The sequence below is a fragment of the Kribbella sp. NPDC049227 genome (genome assembly GCF_043197265.1).
In the GTDB taxonomy this organism is placed as follows: Bacteria; Actinomycetota; Actinomycetes; order Propionibacteriales; family Kribbellaceae; genus Kribbella.
This window is the reverse complement of record NZ_JBICST010000002.1, coordinates 1110497-1131519: the sequence shown is the minus strand read 5'-3', so window position 1 is coordinate 1131519 and position 21023 is coordinate 1110497. Positions and strand designations below refer to the sequence as shown.

Below are 21023 nucleotides of genomic sequence, written 5' to 3'. Positions count from 1 at the left end.
CGCAGTTCATGACCGGACGACCAGCGCTGGGGGACGAATCAGGGGGGTGCTATGGCCGCGCCGAAAATCAGGTCGCTCGATCCACGGCTTTCGCCGAAGCTCGACGTCTACTTGGGCGGTACCGACCAGGTCAACCAAGCGCGGGCAGAGCAATGCCCGTCCGTGGCCTTGGCAGAGCCCGCGGTCGATGCCACGGAAACCGCGCCCGCCACCAGAGAGGCGCTCGCGCCTGGCGAGTTCCGCGAGACGATCGACGTCGAGGGCGCTGCTCCGACCGACGCGAGTCCGCGAGCCCCGACCGCTCTGTCGCCGACGGAGGTGATTGCCCTTGCGACGCAGACCCCGCAGAAGGCGCCACCGGAGAACGTCGCCTTCAGCCTCTTCGTCAAGCTCGATCGGGACCTGACGCCGACGGTTCGTCAGGCTGCCATCGATGCGGTCAACCGTTATGCCAAGAGGTCGCGGTGGAAGCTCGACACAGGCGTGGTCGAGGTAGCCGCGAGGGACGTGCGAGACCTGCTGGTCAATGCGGCCGTCGCCTACGTCGAACCGGGCCAGGCGCTGCGGGGTCCGGAGCCGCTGGTCGGCCACAACATCACGAACGGCCCGGGCGATGCGCGGCGGGTGAAGGCGGAGAGCGCTCGCCACCACGACGGTCAGAATGTCCTGGTCGGGATCATCGACGTCGGCGGATTCGACTTCGCCCACCCGGACTTCCTGGACAAGGGCGAGACTCGCTGGGTTTCCATCTGGGATCAGGCGGGCTCCTCACGCCCCTCTCCGGTGGTGTCCGAGTCGACACGCACCCGGCCTCCAGCCGACCGCGATCACGGGCGGTACGACGGCTTGGACTACGGATCAGAGATTCGCCGTGAGGCCATGAACGCGGCGATCGAGGGGGCGCGCAGCCGGAACATGGCCGCCAGCAGCCTCGAGCCCCAGTCGCAAATGGTGATCGGGTCGCATGGCACTCATGTGGCATCGATCGCCGCCGGCAACGACGGCGTTGCTCGCAAGGCGTACATCGCGGGCGTCCTTCTCGCGCTGCGCCCGGAGGACACTGTTGCGGCGTCGAGCTTCTACGACTCCACGCGCATCGCCGACGCCGTCGAGTATCTGATCGAACTGGCAGCCGAACTCGGCGAGGACAACACACCTCTCCCGCTGTCGATCAACATCAGCCTGGGGACCAACGGACATGCCCACGACACCTCGAGCGCCATGGCCCGATGGATCGACAACGCACTGGCGACGCGCGGCAGATGCGTGTCCGTCGCGGCCGGCAACGCGGGCCAGGTCGAGCCCGGCTCGCCCACCGACCGTGGATACGTGAAGGGGCGGATCCACGCGAGCGGAAGGATTCCCGCGACCAACCTGCGGCGCGAACTCGGCTGGATCGTGGGCGGAGACGGCGTACAGGACATCTCCGAGAACGAGCTGGAAGTCTGGTACGGCCCCCAGGACCGCTTCGACGTCGAGGTCAAGCCGCCCGGTCAGCCCTGGCTGGAGCCGATCAAGCTCGGCCAGATGATCCGGAACGCGCTCCTGCCCAACGGCACGGTCCTGAGTGTCTACAACGAGGCCTATCACCCCGCCAACGGGCTGAACCGGATCTCGGTGCTGCTCTCACCGTTCTTCGGGCCGCAGCAGCCAGGCGGTAGCCCGCAACTGGGTCCGATCGCCTCCGGGGAGTGGCGTGTCCGCCTCACCGGGGCGGTCGTGCGCGACGGCAGCTTCGACGCCTGGATCGAGCGCGACGACCCACGGCGTGTGCCCGGATCCGCACAGCAGTGGCGCTATCCGTCGTACTTCGCATCGGGCTCGTACACCGACGACCGCATGATCGGCTCGCTTGCCTGCGCCGAGCGCCTCCTGTCCGTCGCGAACGCCGACGTCGATCGCAACGCCGCGCACGTCACGTCCAGCCGCGGCCCGACCCGGGACGGCCGGCCCAAGCCCGACATCGCCGCGAACGGCACCGATGTCGTTGCCGCCAAGGGCTTCGACAGTGAAGTTCCGTGGATCGAGATGACCGGCACCAGCATGGCCAGCCCTTATGTCTGCGGCGTCGCCGCACTGATGCTGGGGATCAAGTCCGATCTGACCTCCGCGCAGATCCAGGGAATCCTGCGTTCGACATCGTCACCGCTTCCTGGACAGACCTTCGGCTGGCGCAACGACACCGGCTTCGGCCTGATCGACGCCGCCGCCTGTGTGCGGGCGACCGCGAAGTTCACCGACATGGTGGACAGGTCGACGGCCGCAACCGAGAGTGGGAGCACGAAATGAAGCTCGATGTGTTCTTCGCCAAGGACGGGGACTGTCTGCTGCTCACCTCGGCGGACGGCCACCACATCCTGGTGGACGGCGGGCGTACGGCCAGTTTCGAGTCACAGACGCGCCCGGTACTGCAGGATCTCGCCGACAACGGCGCGCCGCTCGACCTTGTCGTCGTCAGCCACATCGACGCCGACCACATCTCGGGAATCATCCCGCTGTTGCAGGACGTCGCGGCCTGGGAGGTGCACGACTTCCAGGTGAAGGAAGGAGACAACCCCACCTTCCCGGAGCCCAAGCGGCCCCGTCCACCAGAGATCCACGGGCTCTGGCACAACTCGTGGCGAGCGCAGTTCGGCGACCTGGCCGGACCGATCAGTGCGATCACCATGCAGATCTCCGAGGCCATCGAACTCGCCCCTCGCAGCGACGCCGCGAGTACCGGCCCGGCACGGATCGCGCTCACGTCCATCGTCGACCTCACCGAGAGCATCAGCGACGGCATCGAACTCATGAGCCTCGTCGACGACCAGACGCCTGTCCCCCGCAACAAAGGCTTCAGGAACAAGCTCGTGCGGCTACGCAAACCCATCCAGCGCCGGCACCTCGGGAGCATCACGCTCACCGTTCTGGGGCCGACCGAGGAGCACCTCGAGAAACTGCGGAAGGAATGGCGCAAGTGGCTCGAGGATCTGCTCGGTTCGGGACGGCAGGCGGGGCCGCGCGGCGACGGGCAAGGATCGGCTGACGGACCCGGGCTCGGTCTCGATGATCTGGTGCTCGCCGGCCCGCCCACCTCGAGGGGCGAGGCCGAGGCTCTGATCAGCTCCATCGGCACCGCGGCGGAGATCATCGCGCAGTCGAACTCAGCGCGAGTGACACCGCCCAACCGGGCCTCGATCACGCTGCTCGCCGAGGAGGACGGCAAGACCTGCCTGCTCACCGGGGATGCTGCCGAAGACGAGATCCTCGAGGGCCTGACGGCCGCTGGGCGCCTGGCCGACGGGCCTTTCCGCTGTGACATCGTCAAGGTCCAGCATCACGGCTCGGAGAACAACCTGAGCACGAAGTTCGCCGACCGCGTGCACGCCGACCACTACGTGTTCTGCGGCGACGGTGCCCACGGCAACCCCAATCCGCGGGTCATCGCAACCATCGTCGAATCTCGGCTCAAGGCCCCCGGCCGCTTCACGATGTGGTTCAACTGCTCCGCGAACCGCACCATCGCCAGCCGCCGCGAAGCCCTGGCAGCAGCCATCAAAGAAGCCCAGGACGCAGAGTCCCAACACCCGGACCGCATCGAAGTAAAAATCCTCGACGACCTACAACCCTCATTCACCATCGAGCTGTAGCAGCTTTCTGTCATCCGCCTATGAGTCGTGAATATGAGCTCTTGGATCACTCCCGGCTCGGTGGAATTCATTCGCGGGCGAGCCTGTCAGCAAGCGCTTAATACACCCGGTCGAGTCGAGCATCGCGGGACGACCCGGTCACAGGCGCCGCCGCAACCAGTCCCGGTACGGCGACTTGAGAACTGAGCGTGCGTGTACCTTCAGCGCCACCGCTTTCCGGAATTGCAGATCACAATCATGTGCGTATTCGGGTACGGCGCGTGGCCAGGCAGAGAACTCAAACGTTCAATCGGAAGACAGCTCTCCCGCGGTATTCGTTGGCAAACCAGATCTCGGCATCAATAAGGCCTACCCGCCATTATGATCAAATCGCAGTGGTGTTGACTCTTCCTTTTGCCTGTCGATCGTCGCAACCTTGGCCCAGGGACCGTTCCGCCGCCTATCGGTTCCAACGCGGCGGCCGGTGAACAACTTGTCTCAGGGGGTGGCAGGCGATGGCGAAAGTCAAGGTTCTGTTGGAGGTGGCCGGCCAGGACATCGCGGGAGGCTTCGAATCCTTCCAGGAGTCAGCCGATTCAGCCTTTGCGGTGCATCCGACGATGACGGCGTCGATGGATCGAGTCGCGGGAATGGGCGTGGAGCTCGACGAGCCGTTCTTGTCGGTCCCCATGTTCAGCGACCCCGCACCAGGGTCCAGGCTCGGGCTGACTTCGCCCGACGCCTTCTCCGCGTTCGCCGAATCATCCACGAATCCGGACCTGCCTGCTACGTCGGTCGTCGTTGCCGCCGAGGTCGACCCGGCCAGGCTGGACGACTTGCGAGCTCGCGAAGGCGTCATCGTCTGGGCGAACTCTGCGCTGACACTCTTCCAGAACGACGATGTCTTCGACCTTGCCCGGTCCCGTGCCGGACTGGACTGCCGCCCGTTCCGGCAGGCCGTCAGTCTCGAGGTCGTCAGGACGATGCTGGGCGTCAGGCGCGCCTGGGAGGACGGGTTCCGCGGCCAGAACATCGCGGTCGCGATCGTCGACGAAGGCGTCAACGGCATCCAGTACCCGGTCGTCGACGGATTCGCTCGTCCCGGAGCCCAGCAGCCTGGCGCTGCCCCGATCACCAGCCACGGATCGATGTGTGCGGCCGACATCCTCGTCGCGGCACCTAGTGCCCGGCTCTACGACTACCCGTTCCTGGGCATCGCGAACTCAGGCGGCGCCCTCGCCATGTTCCAGGCGATCCTCGACCACCGCCGCATCGACGGAACACCCCACCTGACATCCAACAGCTACGGCTTCACCGGCGTGCCACCCATCGCGAGCTTCCCTGAACACGAGGTTCACGACATCAACCACCCATTCACCCGGAAGGTCCGTGAGGTCGTTGCCTCCGGCGCGGTCTGCTTGTTCGCCGCCGGCAACTGCGGCCAGAATTGCCCGAGCGGCAACTGCCAGCCATCGGGTATCGGCCCAGGCAAGTCGATCCACGCCGCGAACAGCCTCCAGGAAGTCATCACCGTCGCAGCAGTCAACACACGGCACGAACGCATCGGCTACTCCTCCCAAGGCCCGGGGATGTTCCATCCCGAGAAGCCGGATCTCGCCGCGTACTCGCACTTCTTCGGCAACTTCGGGCTGGGCCGCCCGGGTGGCGAGACGGACAGCCCGTTCGACAACGGCACCTCCGCGGCGACCCCGGTCGCGGCCGGCGTAGCCGCCATGCTTCTGTCGGCGAGCCCTTCGATGACCCCGGACCAGCTCCGTGCGGCGATGCTCGCAGGACTCCACAACGTCTCAGGGACAGACTGGGATCCGGGATACGGGCGTGGCATTGTGAATGCTGCGGCGTCATACAGTGCGCTGAAGCGCTAGCCCTGGAGACCATGTGCGTTGGCTCATCACTGTCCCGGCCGACTTCGACCTTGACGCCCTCGCCGCGGCGGTCACCGCCGCGGCTGGGTCGTTGGGCGACGAGGAACCCATTCCGCTGGACGACGAGCTGGTCGTCTACGCAGAAGGCCCTGCCGACCTGCCGCGAACGCTGCACGAATCGATCAGTGAGGTGCTCAAAGTGAGCCCGAACTCGGAGCCGGAGCCGTACTGAACCCGGTCACTCCACAGCCGGGCAGGTCAACGAGTGCGGTGCGAGCCCCTGGGGCGGCACATGGGTCAGAAGGACCAGGTGGTGCCCCGCAGGGCGGGGACGAACGCTACTCAGCCTGCTCTGAGATTTCTTCGGCCGACGCCGTGGTCGAGCAGCCGGGGTCGCGGGTGGTTGATTTCAGGCGTCGGCCGTGGGTGTGTTGGCGGAGGGCGTGGTGAAGCGGGGTAGGGCGGCGACGCCGATGGCGAGCAGGGCGATGATCGCCATCTGCGCGACCTCGACGGTGGCGAAGGCGTGGGCCGTGTTGTGCTGGGCCTGCGCGAGGTAAACGGTGCCGAGGACAGCGACGCCGAGCGCCAGTCCGCTTTGCTGCAGAGTGATCAGTACGCCGCTACCGATGCCACCGAGATGGGTCGGGACATCGGCGAGAACGCTGCGGAACAGTCCGGCGAACAGCATCGACTGGCCGCCGCCGGCCAGGGCGAGTGGCGGGGCCATGTCCCAGAGACTGACGTGCGGCCAGCCGCGGACGACGACGACCACGAGTGCGGCGAGGCCGGCGAGCTGGATGATCGCGCCGGCCGACAACGCGCCCCGGCCGAAGCGGCTGATGAACCGCGGTGCGAACACGGACCCGAGGAAGAACAGCGCCGCCATGGGCAGGATCGCCAGGCCTCCGTGCAGGGCGTCGGCGTGTAAGCCGTCCTGGATGGTCAGGGCGAACACGAACATGAACGCGCCGAAGCCGATGCTGAAGGCGAGCACCATCACAAGGCCGCGAGACATCGACGGCAGCCGCAGCAGCGATGGCGGAAGCAGCGGGATCTCGCCGCGGCGTTCGGCGCGTCGCTCGATCACGAAGGTGATGGCGCCGAGCACGACGGCCACGGCGATCATCGTCCAGGTCCACCAGGGCCAGCCCAGCGAGTGACCTTCGGTGAGCGGGACCAGCAGGGCGGTGAGCGTCGCCGCGAAGAGTACTGTGCCGGGCAGATCGATACCAACGGGGTGATCCGAGCGGGTGTGCGGCACGATCCGGGCCGCCACCACCAGCACGATCAGGCCGATGGGTACGTTGACCAAGAAGATCGGCCGCCACGAAGCGCCCGCGATGTCCGCACTGACCAGCAGGCCGCCGACCAGTTGGCCGACCACGGCGGCGATGCCGGACGTCGCGCCGTACAGGGCGAGAGCACGCGCCTTGCGATCGTGCTCGAGGGTGTGGTGGAAGGTCGCCAGCACCTGCGGGATGAGCAGCGCCGCGGTCGCACCTTGGACGATGCGGGCGGCGATCAGGACACCGACCGTCGGCGCGAAACCGCAGAGCCCTGAGGCCACCACGAAACCGACGAGTGCAGCCAGGAAGACGTGACGGCGACCGAGGCGGTCCCCCAGCCGGCCGCCGAGTACCAGGAGGGCGGCGTACGCGACGCCGTACCCGGCGATCACCAACTCCAGTTCGGACGCCGAGGCGTGCAGCGAGGTGTCGATGCTCGGCAACGCGACGTTGGTGATGAAGAAGTCCATGATCGGCAGGAACGCGCCGGCGAGCAGGAAGAAGACCCCGACCGGGTGCAGCCCACCGGACCTGGCTACCGCACGTGGCGACATCGCGCCGGCCCGCCGCGCCGGAAGAGTGACGGCCATATCGACTCCAATTGATTATGCCTCGATAACTATTATGACACGATCAGTATGGGTACATAACTATGTTCCGACAACCATCTATCCTCTTCGTGTGACGAAGAACCCATCGCGGCCGGCACGCCGCCCCCGCAGACCAGGCGCCGACGAGCGCTGGGCCGAGCTGGCCGATCTGACGCTGATCATCAGCCGTGAGATCCAGTACCGCGGCTACACCGACGAGCGGACCGTCTCCCTGACCCAGTCCGAGGGAATCGTGATGCGCTACCTGCTCCAGGGCGAAGCCGCCGCCCCCAGCCAGATCGCCGCCGCCACCGGACTCCAGCGCACCAATCTCTCCACGACACTGCGGGGTCTCGAACAGAAGGGCCTCATCCAGCGGCAGGCCAACCCGCAGGACGGCCGCGGCGTCACCGTCAGCCCGACCGACCACGGACGGAGCAACTCCGCCCTCGCACGACACGAGTGGGCGATCGCCGTCGGCGCGGCTGCCGATCACGACACCGCCCAGCTCGACGCGACCCTGAGCCTCCTCACCGCTGTCAAGGACGGCCTCGCGAGGACGCGGCCGGCAACACCGTCCGCGCACCCACCGGCCTGATCTCCGGCACGGGTGGTGCTTCGAGGTGTGGCCGTAGTACGCATCGCCATTCACACTCGGAGGGATGCGCTGGTCATGACGAGCGCCGACACCAGCGGTTCGGGGCGCGTCTGTGGCTGTCGCGGAAGCGCAGTACCAGCATGGGAGGTCAGATGAGGCAGCAGCCATCGGTCAGAACGCCGCCACCGCTCGACGGCGTGGACACCACGGGGAGCCCGCATGCGCAGTTCCTCGCGACCGAGCACTGGAGCTTGCTGGCCACCCGCGGCATGACGTGGAACGAGATCTTCAGCCGGACCGGCACCTATCTGACCGTCCTCTCGGCCACCGTCATCGCGCTCTCACTGGTGGCGAACGCGTCCGGCTTCGGGCAGAGCTTCCGGACGTTCGCGCTACTCGTGCTCCCCGTTGTCCTGCTTGTCGGCGTGGGAACGTACTTCCGCCTGATCGAGGCGGACATCGAGGATGCGTGGCTGGTGATCGGCATGAACCGGCTACGGCACGCCTATCTGGAGCTCGCACCGGAGCTGGAGCCGTACTTCGTCGCAAGTCACCACGACGACGCGCCCGGGGTGTTGAAGACCTACAGCTTCCGCAACCGGGTCGGCCTGACCCACTGGCTGTCGGGATCCCCCGTCGTTGTGGGCATCATCAACGCCGTCGTCACCGGCGTACTCGCCGCGGTCATCTGCGACGCCGCCGACGCTGGGGTCACGCTTCGCACCATCGCCGGTGTCCTCGCCGCTGTGGCGACCGCGATCCTGCTCGGCATCATCGGTTACCGAAAGGTCCGCGAGGTCACCCGCACCTACCAGGCGCGTTTCCCCAGCTGACCACCCGGCCGACTTCGGAGCGATGAGATCTGACTCGTACGTCGGCCGGCTGGAATTCAGAGCGTGTGCAGCTTGGCGAATGGTGAGGTGACGCGCAGCAGTTTGCCGCCGCCCAGGTCGACCACCACCGCGTAGGTGCCTTCGACCGAACTGATCCGGCCCAGGCCTTCCTTGTCGTGGGAGACCCGATCACCAACCTCGAAGGTCTTGATCGGTTCGGGCACCTTCGGCTTGAAGGGACTCGTGGACAGGTGACGACGCGTCGTCGCGCGGGAGGGCTCCACAAGGTCAGTATGCGCCCAACTCAGTCCCCTGTGCACACCCAGACTCGTTCTGCCGGCCAATCACTCGTGCGCTGACCGTCCCGACTCAGGCGGGTGCGGGGTTGGCGGAGGCGGGCGAGGATCGTTCGCGGCGGAGCATGAAGCCGGTCACGACGAAGACCAGGCCCCAGCACAGCGCGATCAGACCGAGCCAGATCGCGATCCCGACGGCTCCACCGCCGGGGTTGGCGACGAAGAACACGCCCAGGAGGATCGACAGCGCGCCACCCACGAGGAGTAACCAGCGGGGTGTGAGCCGGTAGCTGCTGAACGCCGTGAAGACCTCGATCAGCCCACGGATGATCAGCCAGATGCCGAAGATCCAGGTCAGTGTCTGTGCCGTCACGCCCGGACTGAAGATCGCGAAGAACGCCACGACCAGCGCGATCACACCCAGCAGCGCACGCCCCAGCCGGCTCCCCTGCGTGCTGGGTCGGAACGCCTGCACCAGCAAGCTGATGCCTTCCAGCAACGCCCAGAATCCGAACAGCACCATCAGCGCGAGACCGGTCTCGATCGGCCAGACGATCACCAGGATCCCGAACACGATGCCGACGACTCCGCGCACCACCATCATCTTCCAGCTCGACGCGAACAGCTCCCGATCCATCTCCAGACCTCCCCAGCCACCGCACACGGTGCGCGACCAGGCTCATGATTCACCGAACCGGGCCCCGGAAGATCATCCAGGACAGATGAGGACGCCCCGGCCGTCAGCCGCCAGGGTTGATCGGACGCCGAAGCTACAGGCCGCTCTCGGCCTCCAGGCGACCGCTCTTGATGGCTTCCAGGAACAACTGGTAGTCGCGCTCGTTCTGGTCGGCGTACGCCTCGGCGTACTCGACCATCGCTTCGGGGAAGGCGTCGTCGCTGTTGAGGTACGTCGCCAGTGCGATCCGGTCACCGGATCGGGCGTGGGCCCTGGCCAGGGTCCAGCCGCACAGCTGGCCGTACATCAGCATGCCGCGCGGGTCCATCTTCTCCACGACTGCCGAACCCTTCATGTCCCGCAACTGCCGGACGTAGAAGTCGCGCAGCTGTCCATCGATGCCTTCGACCCGCTGCCAGCCGAGGAAGATGTCACTGGCCGCCTGCATGAGACGCTGCCCCACCACCACGCGCTCCCCCTCGTTGCGCGGAGCGGACCGCTGCCTGAGCACGGTGGGCACCATCGTCTTGAGCACCGAAGGACTGGCCTCCTTGATCTGCAGGAACAGTGGATCACCGTCGTCCCTACCGCGCAGCAGCACGATCCAGCACCGTGTACCGACGCTGCCCACCCCGACCACCTTGCGGGCCATGTCGACGAACTCGAACTGGTCGAACAGGTCCCGCCGTTCGGGCGGCAACGACCTGCGGTAGAGGGTCAGCAACTCCTTGATCGCGGCTTCGAGCTCTTCCCGGCCGGTGTCGGGCAGGAGATCGGTGATCGGCACGACCAACGGTGGGTCGCCCTTGATCCGGACGCCGTCATCGGTCATCTCGGTGAGCTTGGCGAACGCCTTGAGGCTCCCGCTGCCGCGTGCCTTCAGCAAGGTCTGGTCGACGTTCCTGCGCCGGCTCGAGCTCATCTTGCTGCGCAGGGCCTCCTCGACCTCATCGATGTCGGCACGGGCGTACCAGACGTCGAGATTTCGCATGGTCGCGAAGTCGGCACTGGCATCGCGATAGCGCCGGACGGTCTCCAGGACGCACTTGCGGCGCTCCTTGCGCGAGAACCCGTTACCCCGGCCGGCGACCGACAGGCTCGCGGCGAGACGCTTGACGTCCCACTCCCACGGACCGGCGATCGTCTCGTCGAAGTCGTTGATGTCGAACAGGAGCCGCCGTTCAGGAGATCCGAAGACTCCGAAGTTCGCCAGGTGGGCGTCACCGCACAGCTGCGCCGCGAGGCCGGAGACCGGTGCCGCGCCGAGGTCGGCGGCCATCCCGAGGGCATTGCCCCGGAAGAAGGTGAAGGCCGACACCATCATCCTGCCGTGCCGCACCGGCACAAGTTCGGGAACACGGGCCTGAGCCTGCGCCTCGAAGAGCGCGACCGGATCCGGACGGTTCGGGGCCAGCACCAGTTCCGCCTGTTCCCGCGGCGGCAGCGCTGCGCGCGCTGCGAGTCCCAGGCGGGCATGGTCGGACGGAGCGAGGCGACGGACAGCGGACGCGGGACCACCGTTGGCACGGGCTGATCTCGCGGTAGGTGGGGCTTGCCCTGCCCTCACCATCGTGCTCCGTGCACTCATGTTGATCGTTCCCTCCGGACATGGTCGAGCCGGGTCGTCAGACTCTGATCCGCTAGCGTTTCAGCCAACACCGGGGATCGCTCGGCCAGCATCACCCCGGCTGGATGAACCGGCCGCCGTGGGTTCGGGCTTCACTGAGGCTGTGAAAGATACCGAGGTCGGCTACGCCGAGCTCCCCGCGCGGACCCGCCGCCGCCTCGCCCTGGCGTCGCTGCTGCGCTCCTTGCTGGTGTCGGTGATCATCGTCGCCGGCTACTTCCTGCTGCCGATGCGCCTCGACGGCGCCGCTGCCATAGTGGCCCTGTTCGGAGGGCTTGCCGTCGTGGCACTCCTGCTGGCCTGGCAGATCCGCGAGATCGCCCGCTCGCCGTACCCGCGGGTCAGGGCGATCGGCTCGCTGGCGACGTCGGTGCCCCTGTTCCTGGCGGTTTTCGCGATGACGTACTACCTGATGGGGCGGACCCAGCCGGCGAACTTCAACGAGTCTCTGAACCGGCTCGATGCGATGTACTTCACCGTGACCGTCTTCGCGACGGTCGGCTTCGGCGACATCGTGCCCGTGTCATCAGGAGCCCGCGTGGTGGCCACGGTCCAGATGCTCGGTGACCTGCTCATCGTCGGCCTGGTCGCTCGCACGCTCATCGGCGCCGTCCAGCACAATCTCAGTCGGCGCGGGGACTGAGCGGATCCTTCAGGCGGACCATGCGGAAGGACACCACCAGCCCGGCGAGGCCGGCGAGAATCGGAATCCCCAGCGCGACCTGAAGGGCGATCGGCCTGGCCTCGGTGTTGATGCGGATGATCTCTTCCCGAATGTCCTGCGGCTGCTTGACGAGCACCTTGTCCAGCTCGGTGTTGCTCATCACTTCGGCATCGGTCTCCAGCGCTTGGGCAACCTGCTCCTTCTCCGCCGGCGGAAGGACGGTGCTCGAGTCCGACAGGTTCGTGAAGGTGAACGACAGCGTCGCCAGCATGATCGCACCGGCGAACGCCAGCCCGAAGGACAGTCCGAACGATCCGGCCGCCGAGTTGACGCCGGCCGCCTCGCTGACCCGTTCCTGGGAGATCGGCCCGAGCGTGTAGTTGTTGAGCTGCGATACCAGCAGGCCCAGGCCCACTCCTGCAACGATCAGCGGTCCGACGAGAATCCAGCCGGAGTCGGCCCGGGGCACGATCGGGATCAGCATCAGCAGGCCCGCGGTCAAGCACACGTATCCCCACCTGATGATGCTGCTCGGACGTCGCCCGGCCGCCTTCTTCTCGGCAAGGATCGCCGTACCGAACATGCTGAGCGACAGCGGTGCGAGGGACAGGCCCGCCTGCATCGCGTTGTACTCGAGGACCATCTGCAGATAGATCGGCAGGACGATCATGGTGCCGCCCAGAGCGATCTGCTGGAGCATCTGCCCGGTGATGCCGAGCCGGTAGACAACCGAGCTGAACAGGGCCGCGTCGAGGAGCGCCGGCTTGCCCAGTCGCTTGCGTCGCACCAGCCAGTAGGCGAACGCCGCGAGAGCGATCGCGCCTATGGCCAGGATCAGACCGACGAACTCCCCGCCCTCCTGCCACACCAGGACGCCCAGCACGATGCCGCCCATGCCCAGCACCGACAGGATGGCACCGACCACGTCCACTCGGCGGGACCCCGTGTACGGCACGTCGTGGACGAGACGCTGGCCTGAGACCACGATGGCGATCACCACGACCTCGAGCAGGAACGCTATCCGCCATGACAGGTACGTCGTGATGAAGCCTCCGAGCAAGGGCCCGACCGCGGCGGCCAACGCGGCGGCGGCCCCCACCAGGGCATAGGCCTTCACCTGCGCCGCGCCTTCGAAGTTGCCGTGGATCAGTGACTGCATGGCGGGCAGCAGGAGCGACGCCCCGAGGCCACCGATCAGGGCCCAGAACACGATGATCGCGGTCAGGCTCTGCGACAGTGCCATCGCCAGGGCGCCGATCGCGTAGCCGAGCAGACCCAGCAGGTAGGCGCGCTTGCGCCCGATCAGGTCACCGACCTTGCTTCCGATCAGGATGAAGGCCGCGGACACCAGCGCCTCGAGCGCGATCGCGGACTGGACGCCGCTCACCGTTGTGTCCAGATCCCTGACCACCGAGGAGATGGACACGTTCATCAGCGAGGTGTCGACGACGAGCACGAACATCGCCATCGCCAGGAGGACGGCGAGCCGTGGGCTGGCCGCCGTCCCCGCCGGAACGTTTCTTGTCTCCTCTGTCATGACTCACGGCTCAGCCGGCGAGGATCTTGGCCTTCTGTGCCTCGAACTCCGCGTCGGTGAGAACACCCGACTGCTTCAGCTCGCCCAGCGTCTTGAGCTGGTCCAAGCGGTCGGCCGTGGCATCCGGCGCCGGTGCTGCCGGCGCGGGGGCTGCGGCCGGCGGCGGCGCGACGTCCTGCGCATAGGCCTCGTCGCGGGTCGCTGCCGTATCGGCGTCGCGCTGGGCGAACTTCTCGTCCTGATGGCGCCGGACCCGGCCGGCGACAACCGTCGCGGTGCCCGCGACGGCCGCGGTTCTGGCTATTCCTCGCAACAGTCCTGGCATGTCAGGCTCCTCAAGTCGTCGGTTCCAGGGATTCCAGGCTCTCGAGTACGTCCATCACGTCCTGGGCCGGAATGCGCCCACCGGCGACCAGTTGGCCACCGGACTCCATGGCCGCCGCGACGAACGGGATCGCCCAGGTGTTCTCGTAGACGATCAGGGCCGCCAGTGTGCCCGGCTCCATGGCCCCGGCCACGTCGGCGAGGTCGTCTTCGGCCAGGATTCCGGTCCGGGCACCGCTGAGGTCGGTGAAGCCGCCGGCCTGATCCGACGCCTCGGCCAGGTCGACCATGTAGGTGGAGCCGTCGGCATCCTTGCCGACCACCATCACGTCGTACACGTGGACGATGCCGCGCTCGACGAGGTTCACCAGTTCCTCGGCCGCTCTACCGGTCAGCTTGTTGCCCGTGAACTCGACGAGTACGTAGTCGATGGGTCCATGAACCTCTTCCTCTGGCATGACTCTCCATCCCTCCACACGGACCTTGGGCGACCTGCGCCCTGTTCATCGCCACCCTGCCGCGACCTCCTGGCGACGGCATCACCCACGCGGGATGAACTCAGGCGGACAGGCTCGCGGAGGCCGGAACGTCCGGCGACGTGACCTGCCGGATACTCAAGATCACCAGGCCCGCGTTCTGCAGCATCGCGACCAGGTCGGCGATTCCCTGGCCGTCGCGGACTTGCAGCCGAAAGGCTCCGGAGGTCGCGTGCTGGGCCTGCGGGCCGGCGCAGAAGGCGAGAACGGCCGGCTTCAGCTCTCCCAGTACGACGACCTGGTACGACGGGGCGCAGTGCTCAGATGCGTTCATCGTCTCCCCTGTCCGGATCGGTCTCGATCCGCTCTGTCGATGCCGAGGCAGAGTCGACGATCCGGCGAACCTCGACCACCTCGATGCCCAGGGCCCGGAGCCGGGCCAGCAGGCCGTACAGCGCCGACTGGTCCGGGATGCTGTAGAGGACGGTGTTCACCTGGTCGACCGCAAGGGTCTCCGCGCCCATGTCGCGAAGATCTTGTTCGGGTACGGCGCCTGCCACGCGGATCTCGTACGTCGCGTCGACCATCGAACCCACTCCGTTCCCAACGTGTGCGTTCGACGCTCGCAAAGCTCGGATGCGGCGGCGTCATCCCTGCGGGGTGAACTGCAAGTACGCGTCTCAAATTGAGGCATCGCAGGGTCTCGAAATGTTCGGCAACCGGACGCGAAACGCTGGTTTTACAGGCCGTTCCGTGATTTCGTCAAAGGGTGCGACGCGCCACACACCTCCTCCCCAGCGTTCAGTGATGATGCCGCACATCGCTAGGAGGGGAAATGCCGAGCGATCAACATGCAGGGGCGGACAACGGACGCAGCACTTCACCGGATGCACCATACGAAGGTCACCTCAGGTCCACGACGAGGGTCTCGACGATGCCACCGGGGACGGTGCCGCGGCCGCGCCTTGTCGCGCGCGTGAGCCTCGGGGTTGAGCGGCCCCTCACCCTGGTCAGCGCACCCGCGGGCTTCGGCAAGACGATGCTGCTGGAATCGTGGGCAGCGCTCTACCGTGGGCCGGCCGCGGTCAGGCACCTCACCGTGGCTGTCAGCAGCGATGAGTCCGTAGCCGTGGTGGAGTCCGTCCGTGACGGCCTGCACAGCCGCGATCACGGCCCACTCGTGCTGGTGCTGGACTGCGGCGACGGTGCGATGGCGCCTGAGGTCGGCAAGAGCCTCGATCGCCTGATCCGCGGCGACACCGGGGACGTCCGGGTCGTGCTGGTGACACGGTCCGACCCTCCTCTGCCCCTGCATCTCTACCGGCTGGCGGGCACCGTTGCCGAGATCCGGGCCGCCGATCTGGCCTTCACGACGGACGAGGCCGCAGCGCTGATGCGCCGGCACAAGCTCGAGCTGACCGACTCCGAGGTCGCCGAGCTCCAGGCCCGGACCGACGGTTGGCCGGCCGGCCTGATGTTCGCGGCCATGAATCTCGCCGGGAAGACCGACCCGGAGCGGGTCATCCGGGATTTCCGCGGCGACTCGGGCAACGTGGCGGCGTACCTGATGACCGAGGTACTCGATGCCCAGCCTCCTGAGCTGCGCGAGTTCCTGCTCCGGACCTGCGTCGTCGACGAAGTCCGGCCGGGGCTGGCCGAAGCACTGACCGGGCGCGCTTGTGGCCTGCGCTCGTTGCAGTTCCTCTCCCACGGCAACTCGTTCATCCAGCATGTCCCGGAGACAACGGACTGCTACACCTACCAGTCGCTGTTCCGCGAGTTCCTTCGCGCCCAGCTCGCGTTCGAGCAGCCTGGTATCACCTCGGAGCTGCACCTGGCCGCCGCCGCCTGGTTCGTCCGGAACGGTCAGCCGCTGGAGGCGATCGACCATGCCGCCAAGGCCGGTGACTGGCGCCAGGCCGCTCGGTACCTGGTGGAGGATCTCGACTTCGCCTGTCTGCTCGTCGGACCCCTGCGCCGGCAGCTGACAACGTTGTTCGCCGGCTTGCCCGACGATCTGGACGATCCCGAGGCCGCGATCGTCAGAGCCACCCTGGCGCTGGCCGCGTTCGAACTCGACCGCTGTACGTCGGAGCTGGGCAAAGCCGGCGCAGCGCTGGACGAGCAGGTCTTCGATCGAAGCCACGCGGTCGAGCTGGCCATCACCGTGCTGCAAGCGGTCGGCGCGAGCCTCGGGGAGGAGGCCGAGACCGGACTTGGTGTCGTCCTGACGGCGGAGACCCGGCTGCGGGCGGCATCGCCGGAATCAGCGGCCGCGCATCCGAACCCGAGGCTGCTGGTCGCCGGATGCAAGGGCCGTGTGCTGCTGCAGCGCGGAGACTTCCCGGCGTCGCTGGCGGCGTTCACCGAAGGGATCGCGATCGCGAAGGAATCCGGGATCCACGAGGCCCTGGCCGACTTCCTCGGCATGGCCGCGCTGGTGGAAGCGGTCTGGGGACATCTCCGGCGAGCCGGGGAGGTCGTCGCGCACGCGGCCGCGCTGGCGGCGTCGGGGACGCAGCTGCCACAGTCCGCGATCGTCGCGGAGGCCTGGGTGCACACCGACCGAGGCGATCTCAGCGGAGCCGAGGAGCTGGTGCAGCGCGCCGCGGAGGCCGCTCCGACCCATGATGCGCGAATTCTCTCTGCCGCACTCGCGCTGGTTCGGGCCAGGCTGTTGCGGGCCGGTGGCGATGTCGATCTGGCTGCCGCGGAGCTCCGGGCCGCGAGCGACAGCTACGGTCCGCACGGCGGCTGGCTCGGCCAAGCCTTGGTCGTCGACGAGGCGAAGATGCTCGTCGAGCAGCACCAGCCGCAAGAGGCCATCACGGTGATCGAGCGGTCCCAGGGGCGGGACCAGGCCGGATCACTGCTGGTGCTGCAGCGAGCGGCTGCCGAGGCCGGCGAGCGGTTGCCCGCCCGGCCGTCGCTGCCGGCCACGGATCGCGCCGTCCCACTCGACACCCAGGTGGACGCCTGGCTGGTGCAGGCCGCGGAGTCGATCAGCAGCGGTGACACCGGCCGCAGCGGGCTCTACCTGGAACGCGCGCTCCGACTGGCTGCCCCCGAGCAGCTCCGCCGTCCGTTCACGGAGGCGCCGCCGTCGCTGCGGAGGTTCCTCCAGCCGACCGGTGATCTGATGAGACATCACCCCTGGCTCCGCGCGCCGAGTGTTCTGCAAGGTCGCGATCGCGCCGCCGACCGCTGGGGTACGGCGCGGGCCGGGCTGGTCGTCACCACATCGTTGACCAGCAAGGAGCACGAGGTCCTCGAGTACCTCGCCGAACTGCTGACCACCGAAGAGATCGCCAGCACGATGTACGTCTCCGTCAACACGGTTCGCAGCCATGTCCGGAGCATTCTTCGCAAGCTGAGCGCCTCCCGCCGCAACGAGGCCGTACGGCGGGCGTGGGAGTTGGGACTCCTGCCCTCGCGCCCAGGGGCCTAGGCAGTCCCCCGGGTGCCGTGCCTGGGCCGCACGTCGCGACCGTGGAAGGTCAGCGCCCAGATCACCAGGATGTCGACAGCGATCATGATCGTGCTCCAGCCCGGAGCCGCGGCGAGGAATGCCACGTTCACGAGAATGCTCACGACGGCCAGGATCACGCCGACGACCCGGGCCCACACCTGACCCACGAGGACGCAGAATCCGGCCACGAAGACGACGGTGCCGATGATCAGGTGCGTCCAGACCCAGCCGGTGTAGCCCATGTGGATGGCGAGACCGTTCTTCTCGACCACGTAGTACCCCTCGTTGAACAGGGCGACGAATCCCTGGAAGCCGTGGGAGAGGCCGAGAACGATCATCATCACGCCGGCGAAGACGATCGGGCCGACCCAGCCCCCTCGCGGCGTCGCTGCGCTGCGGCCGGTGTCCGGCATGGTCAGCTCCTTATCGCGGCAGTCCGGGTCGCCAGTCGTAGATGACCGACGTACGCAGGACGATGTCCTGGAGAGAGTGCAGACGGCCACCGGCACAGAGCAGCAGTCCGAGCGGGAACACGACGCAGAAGACGGCCCGCAGCAGCGCGACGAGCGTCCGAACCCGGCCCCCATGACGGTTGACCACCCGTAGTCCCAAGACATGACAGCCGTAGGTCCGGCCCGTGATCGACCACGCGATCCACAGGTAGCCGACAGCAATCAGCAGCGCCGTCGCCACGCTCGGCAGCGGGGATGCCTCGCTGAACTGGAACTCCCGTGGCCTGATCAGGAACCTCATCCCGTTGACGGCCACATAGCCGGCCAGCACCGCGACCACCACGACGAGGCCGTCGATGACGCTGGCGGCCGATCGGGTGACGAGGCCCGCTCGTCGTCCCTGGTACGGCTGCGCCTCCCGCGGGACGATCGACACCGGCTCGTCCGTTCTCATGGCTGCGTGGGCGTCATCTCGGGTTCTGGCCGGCTGCGCCGCAGCCTCAGCCGGGCCACTACCCGGCCCACGGCCTCATCGCCGGAGATGCCCTGCATGCGAACGCCGCGGACGGTCTCGGAGGCGACCGACCCGGTGGACTGCCGGATCATCTCGGCGAGGTCGACCTCCGCGATGACCCCCTCGGCCAGACTGGCCATGTCGATCCGCTTCAGCACCTCGGCGGCCACCAGAGGAACCATCCGGTCCAGCAGGACCGACAGTTGACGCTCCAGCTCCTGACGTCCTTCGCCACCGCGACGGGCGAGGTCCGCCAGCAAGCTGGCTGCGTGGTACCGCTCGGCCACGACCGGCGGCCGCAAGATCACGACGGCGACCGGGTTGAGCACTCCCCCGACCCGGCGTCGGACCGGGCTGAGGGCTCCCCCGACCCGGCGTCCGACCGTCTGCGCGACGGCCGCTGCGAGCACGGAGGCCCCGACTGCCGCGTCGAGCACGGGGATCGCGTCCCGGCTCGCCGACGGCTCGTCAGGCGGGTTCTCGGACTGCTCTGAAGTACCCACGCGACCATGCTCCGTCCGGCCGTCGGGCGCCGCCTCATCCATGGTGGGGGAGAACGGCGCGTCGCCGAAGGATCACGCTCGGGTCAGAACTGCCCACTCCGCCGCATCCGGCGAGGCCGGCCGTCGGGGTCGTAGACCAGCCTGTACAACGGCTCGGCCCAGAGCGCCTGCCAGCGGGTCACCTGTTGCGTCACGTGCGGGCGGATGTTTCCGGGTGGCCGCGGACCCTTGCGGCCGCCGGTGTGCCAGGCCTCGAGGGCCGCGGCGGTGCGCTGCCACAGGTCGAAGCCCGCCGACGGGTCGAGCTGTACGAGACTGCGCCGCGGCTGGCCGAGGTGCTCCGACCAGACCTGCAGCCGCAGGTCCCGCGCCAGCAGACGGGTGCCCTCGGCAACAAAGTCCCGATGGTCTGGGGTGGCGTCCAGGACCGCGCAGGTCAGTTCGCTGTCACAGGTCCAGGAGCGGCGGTTGAAGTTGTCCGAGCCACAGGTGAACCACACGTCGTCGACGATGCAGATCTTCGCGTGCACGTAGATCGGTGCCCCCGCGGCGTTCTCCAGGTTGTAGATCCCGACGCGATCGGGAGCGGTCCGCCGCAGCATCCGGATCGCTCGCAACTGGCCGAATCGTGCCGGCGGTCCACTCACCGCACCATCGGCGTCCGGGTAGCGCGGTACGACGATGATCACGCGGAGCTCGGGCGACCGCTCCAGGGCATCGTGGATCCCCTGGGCGATCAGCTCGGACCACAGGTACTGGTCCTCCAGGTAGATCAGGCTCCGCGCATTGCCGAACGCCTTGCCGTACGCACGAGCGATACTCCGCTCCCCCAGTGGCGCGAACGGATATCCGGGCCGCTTGTGGGCATATGTTCGCAGGACCTGTACGGCGTGCGGCCCGGCCGGTGGCGGATCCGGGAACTTCTCCGGCAGCGATCCCGGGTGGCGCGGCATCCTGGCGAGCCGCTGCACCATCATCCGGTACGGCGTTCGCCGGTCGAGCGGATGACCGTCGTCCCAGCGCTCGATGAAGGTGCGGAGCAGATCGCCGACGACCGGTCCGCGGATCTCCAGCGCCGCATCGTGCCAGGGCGTGCGGTCGCCGTACCTGCGATCCATCGGGGCCTGCTGTGGATCTCCCAGGTGCTCGTGGTCGTCGCGGCGCTGGTGGGACAGGTCGATGCCGCCGACGAACGCGACGTCCAGCTCCCGCCGGCCCTTGTGCTGGATGACGAACAGCTTCTGGTGGTGCGAGGCCATCCGGCGGACCCGTTGGTCGAGCAGCACCTCGGCGCCTGCCTCGTTGAGCTTCGTCCCCAGCCGCTGGTTCTCCTTGGCGTTGAACTGCAGGTGGTCCGAATGCGACCGCCACAGCAGCCCTCTGACCTCGACCCCCGATCGCGCCAGATCGGCCAGCACGGTCCCGATGGTCGGGCCCTCGGGCAGCAGTTTCTCGTCGGCGTCGCCACGCCAGTCGGTGAAATAGACGCGGTCGCCGGGCTGCAGCGCACACAGCTCTTCGTACAGCCGGCGGAAGTACGTGGAGCCGTGGATCAGCGGCCGGACCAGGTTGCCGTCGACCCAGGAGCCGTCGACGTCTCCCACCCGGTCGATGTCCGTGCCGGGATTGCCGCGCTCGTCCGGGGAGAGGAACCACTTCCCGGCGGTCTGGTCGATCATCG

21 protein-coding genes are annotated in these 21023 nt (G+C 67.6%); 8 read left to right on the top strand and 13 right to left on the bottom strand.

The genetic code is table 11. The features are described 5' to 3' along the window. The first annotated feature begins 51 nt into the window (after positions 1 to 51). From ACGFH6_RS12120 to ACGFH6_RS12105, 4 genes are all read left to right on the top strand, one after another. Positions 52 to 2289 (top strand): S8 family serine peptidase, encoded by a 2238-nt coding sequence (locus tag ACGFH6_RS12120; RefSeq protein ID WP_393382899.1) that lies wholly within the window; start codon positions 52 to 54, stop codon positions 2287 to 2289. Then, positions 2286 to 3629: an MBL fold metallo-hydrolase gene (locus ACGFH6_RS12115; RefSeq protein WP_393382897.1), complete on the top strand. Its 1344-nt coding sequence runs from the start codon at positions 2286 to 2288 to the stop codon at positions 3627 to 3629. The genes ACGFH6_RS12120 and ACGFH6_RS12115 overlap by 4 nt, the downstream gene beginning before the upstream one ends. A 494-nt stretch (positions 3630 to 4123) precedes the next feature. After that, entirely contained in the window at positions 4124 to 5494 is a 1371-nt protein-coding gene (locus ACGFH6_RS12110; protein ID WP_393382895.1) for a S8 family serine peptidase, read from the top strand. 13 nt (positions 5495 to 5507) lie between these two features. Further along, the gene (locus ACGFH6_RS12105; protein ID WP_393382893.1) at positions 5508 to 5726 is read left to right on the top strand and encodes a hypothetical protein; all 219 of its coding nucleotides are present in this window, start codon (positions 5508 to 5510) and stop codon (positions 5724 to 5726) included. Positions 5727 to 5903: 177 nt separating this feature from the next. On the opposite strand, the gene ACGFH6_RS12100 is transcribed toward ACGFH6_RS12105, so the two are convergent. Continuing rightward, positions 5904 to 7373, bottom strand: coding sequence for an MFS transporter (locus ACGFH6_RS12100; protein WP_393382891.1), 1470 nt, complete (start codon positions 7371 to 7373; stop codon positions 5904 to 5906). A gap of 91 nt (positions 7374 to 7464) precedes the next feature. Here ACGFH6_RS12100 and ACGFH6_RS12095 point away from each other — a divergent pair, with 91 nt between their 5' ends. Together ACGFH6_RS12095 and ACGFH6_RS12090 are read left to right on the top strand one after the other, a co-directional pair. After that, positions 7465 to 7971, top strand: a complete 507-nt coding sequence (locus ACGFH6_RS12095) for a MarR family winged helix-turn-helix transcriptional regulator (protein ID WP_393382890.1) — start codon at positions 7465 to 7467, stop codon at positions 7969 to 7971. A 152-nt stretch (positions 7972 to 8123) separates the two neighbouring features. Beyond that, the gene (locus tag ACGFH6_RS12090; RefSeq protein ID WP_393382888.1) at positions 8124 to 8804 is read left to right on the top strand and encodes a hypothetical protein; all 681 of its coding nucleotides are present in this window, start codon (positions 8124 to 8126) and stop codon (positions 8802 to 8804) included. Between the two features lie 56 nt (positions 8805 to 8860). Here the strand turns inward: ACGFH6_RS12090 and ACGFH6_RS12085 are convergent, their stop codons facing one another. The 3 genes from ACGFH6_RS12085 to ACGFH6_RS12075 all read right to left on the bottom strand — a co-directional run bounded on the left by ACGFH6_RS12085 (position 8861) and on the right by ACGFH6_RS12075 (position 11193). Continuing rightward, complete coding sequence (locus ACGFH6_RS12085) at positions 8861 to 9088, bottom strand: hypothetical protein (RefSeq protein ID WP_360455974.1); 228 nt, start codon at positions 9086 to 9088, stop codon at positions 8861 to 8863. An 85-nt stretch (positions 9089 to 9173) separates the two neighbouring features. Next, the gene (locus tag ACGFH6_RS12080; RefSeq protein WP_393382886.1) at positions 9174 to 9737 is read right to left on the bottom strand and encodes an HdeD family acid-resistance protein; all 564 of its coding nucleotides are present in this window, start codon (positions 9735 to 9737) and stop codon (positions 9174 to 9176) included. A 133-nt stretch (positions 9738 to 9870) separates the two neighbouring features. After that, positions 9871 to 11193: a DUF2252 domain-containing protein gene (locus tag ACGFH6_RS12075; RefSeq protein WP_393382884.1), complete on the bottom strand. Its 1323-nt coding sequence runs from the start codon at positions 11191 to 11193 to the stop codon at positions 9871 to 9873. A 313-nt stretch (positions 11194 to 11506) separates the two neighbouring features. On the opposite strand from ACGFH6_RS12075, the gene ACGFH6_RS12070 reads away from it, so the two are divergent. After that, the gene (locus ACGFH6_RS12070) at positions 11507 to 12046 is read left to right on the top strand and encodes a potassium channel family protein (protein WP_393382882.1); all 540 of its coding nucleotides are present in this window, start codon (positions 11507 to 11509) and stop codon (positions 12044 to 12046) included. On the opposite strand, the gene ACGFH6_RS12065 is transcribed toward ACGFH6_RS12070, so the two are convergent. The 5 genes from ACGFH6_RS12065 to ACGFH6_RS12045 form a co-directional block, all read right to left on the bottom strand. Next, positions 12027 to 13604, bottom strand: coding sequence for an MFS transporter (locus ACGFH6_RS12065; protein WP_393382881.1), 1578 nt, complete (start codon positions 13602 to 13604; stop codon positions 12027 to 12029). The genes ACGFH6_RS12070 and ACGFH6_RS12065 overlap by 20 nt on opposite strands. A gap of 10 nt (positions 13605 to 13614) precedes the next feature. Further along, positions 13615 to 13929 (bottom strand): SHOCT domain-containing protein, encoded by a 315-nt coding sequence (locus tag ACGFH6_RS12060; protein WP_393382879.1) that lies wholly within the window; start codon positions 13927 to 13929, stop codon positions 13615 to 13617. 10 nt (positions 13930 to 13939) lie between these two features. Continuing rightward, complete coding sequence (locus ACGFH6_RS12055; RefSeq protein ID WP_393382877.1) at positions 13940 to 14386, bottom strand: DUF6325 family protein; 447 nt, start codon at positions 14384 to 14386, stop codon at positions 13940 to 13942. Between the two features lie 100 nt (positions 14387 to 14486). Then, positions 14487 to 14738 (bottom strand): hypothetical protein, encoded by a 252-nt coding sequence (locus tag ACGFH6_RS12050; RefSeq protein WP_393382876.1) that lies wholly within the window; start codon positions 14736 to 14738, stop codon positions 14487 to 14489. Continuing rightward, a complete protein-coding gene (locus ACGFH6_RS12045; RefSeq protein ID WP_393382874.1) occupies positions 14725 to 14991 on the bottom strand; it encodes a hypothetical protein in 267 nt (88 codons plus the stop codon). Before ACGFH6_RS12045 ends, ACGFH6_RS12050 begins: the two co-directional genes overlap by 14 nt. Positions 14992 to 15380: 389 nt before the next feature. Here ACGFH6_RS12045 and ACGFH6_RS12040 point away from each other — a divergent pair, with 389 nt between their 5' ends. Then, entirely contained in the window at positions 15381 to 17852 is a 2472-nt protein-coding gene (locus tag ACGFH6_RS12040; RefSeq protein ID WP_393382872.1) for a LuxR C-terminal-related transcriptional regulator, read from the top strand. Here the strand turns inward: ACGFH6_RS12040 and ACGFH6_RS12035 are convergent. The 4 genes from ACGFH6_RS12035 to ACGFH6_RS12020 form a co-directional block, all read right to left on the bottom strand. Further along, entirely contained in the window at positions 17849 to 18286 is a 438-nt protein-coding gene (locus tag ACGFH6_RS12035; protein WP_393382870.1) for a hypothetical protein, read from the bottom strand. The two genes, ACGFH6_RS12040 and ACGFH6_RS12035, sit on opposite strands and share 4 nt — an antisense overlap. A gap of 10 nt (positions 18287 to 18296) precedes the next feature. Further along, a complete protein-coding gene (locus ACGFH6_RS12030) occupies positions 18297 to 18779 on the bottom strand; it encodes an RDD family protein (RefSeq protein WP_393382868.1) in 483 nt (160 codons plus the stop codon). Continuing rightward, on the bottom strand, positions 18776 to 19342 hold the full coding sequence (locus ACGFH6_RS12025) for a hypothetical protein (protein WP_393382866.1): 567 nt from the start codon (positions 19340 to 19342) through the stop codon (positions 18776 to 18778). Before ACGFH6_RS12025 ends, ACGFH6_RS12030 begins: the two co-directional genes overlap by 4 nt. An 83-nt stretch (positions 19343 to 19425) precedes the next feature. Continuing rightward, entirely contained in the window at positions 19426 to 21021 is a 1596-nt protein-coding gene (locus tag ACGFH6_RS12020) for a phospholipase D family protein (protein WP_393382864.1), read from the bottom strand. Positions 21022 to 21023: the final 2 nt, after the last annotated feature.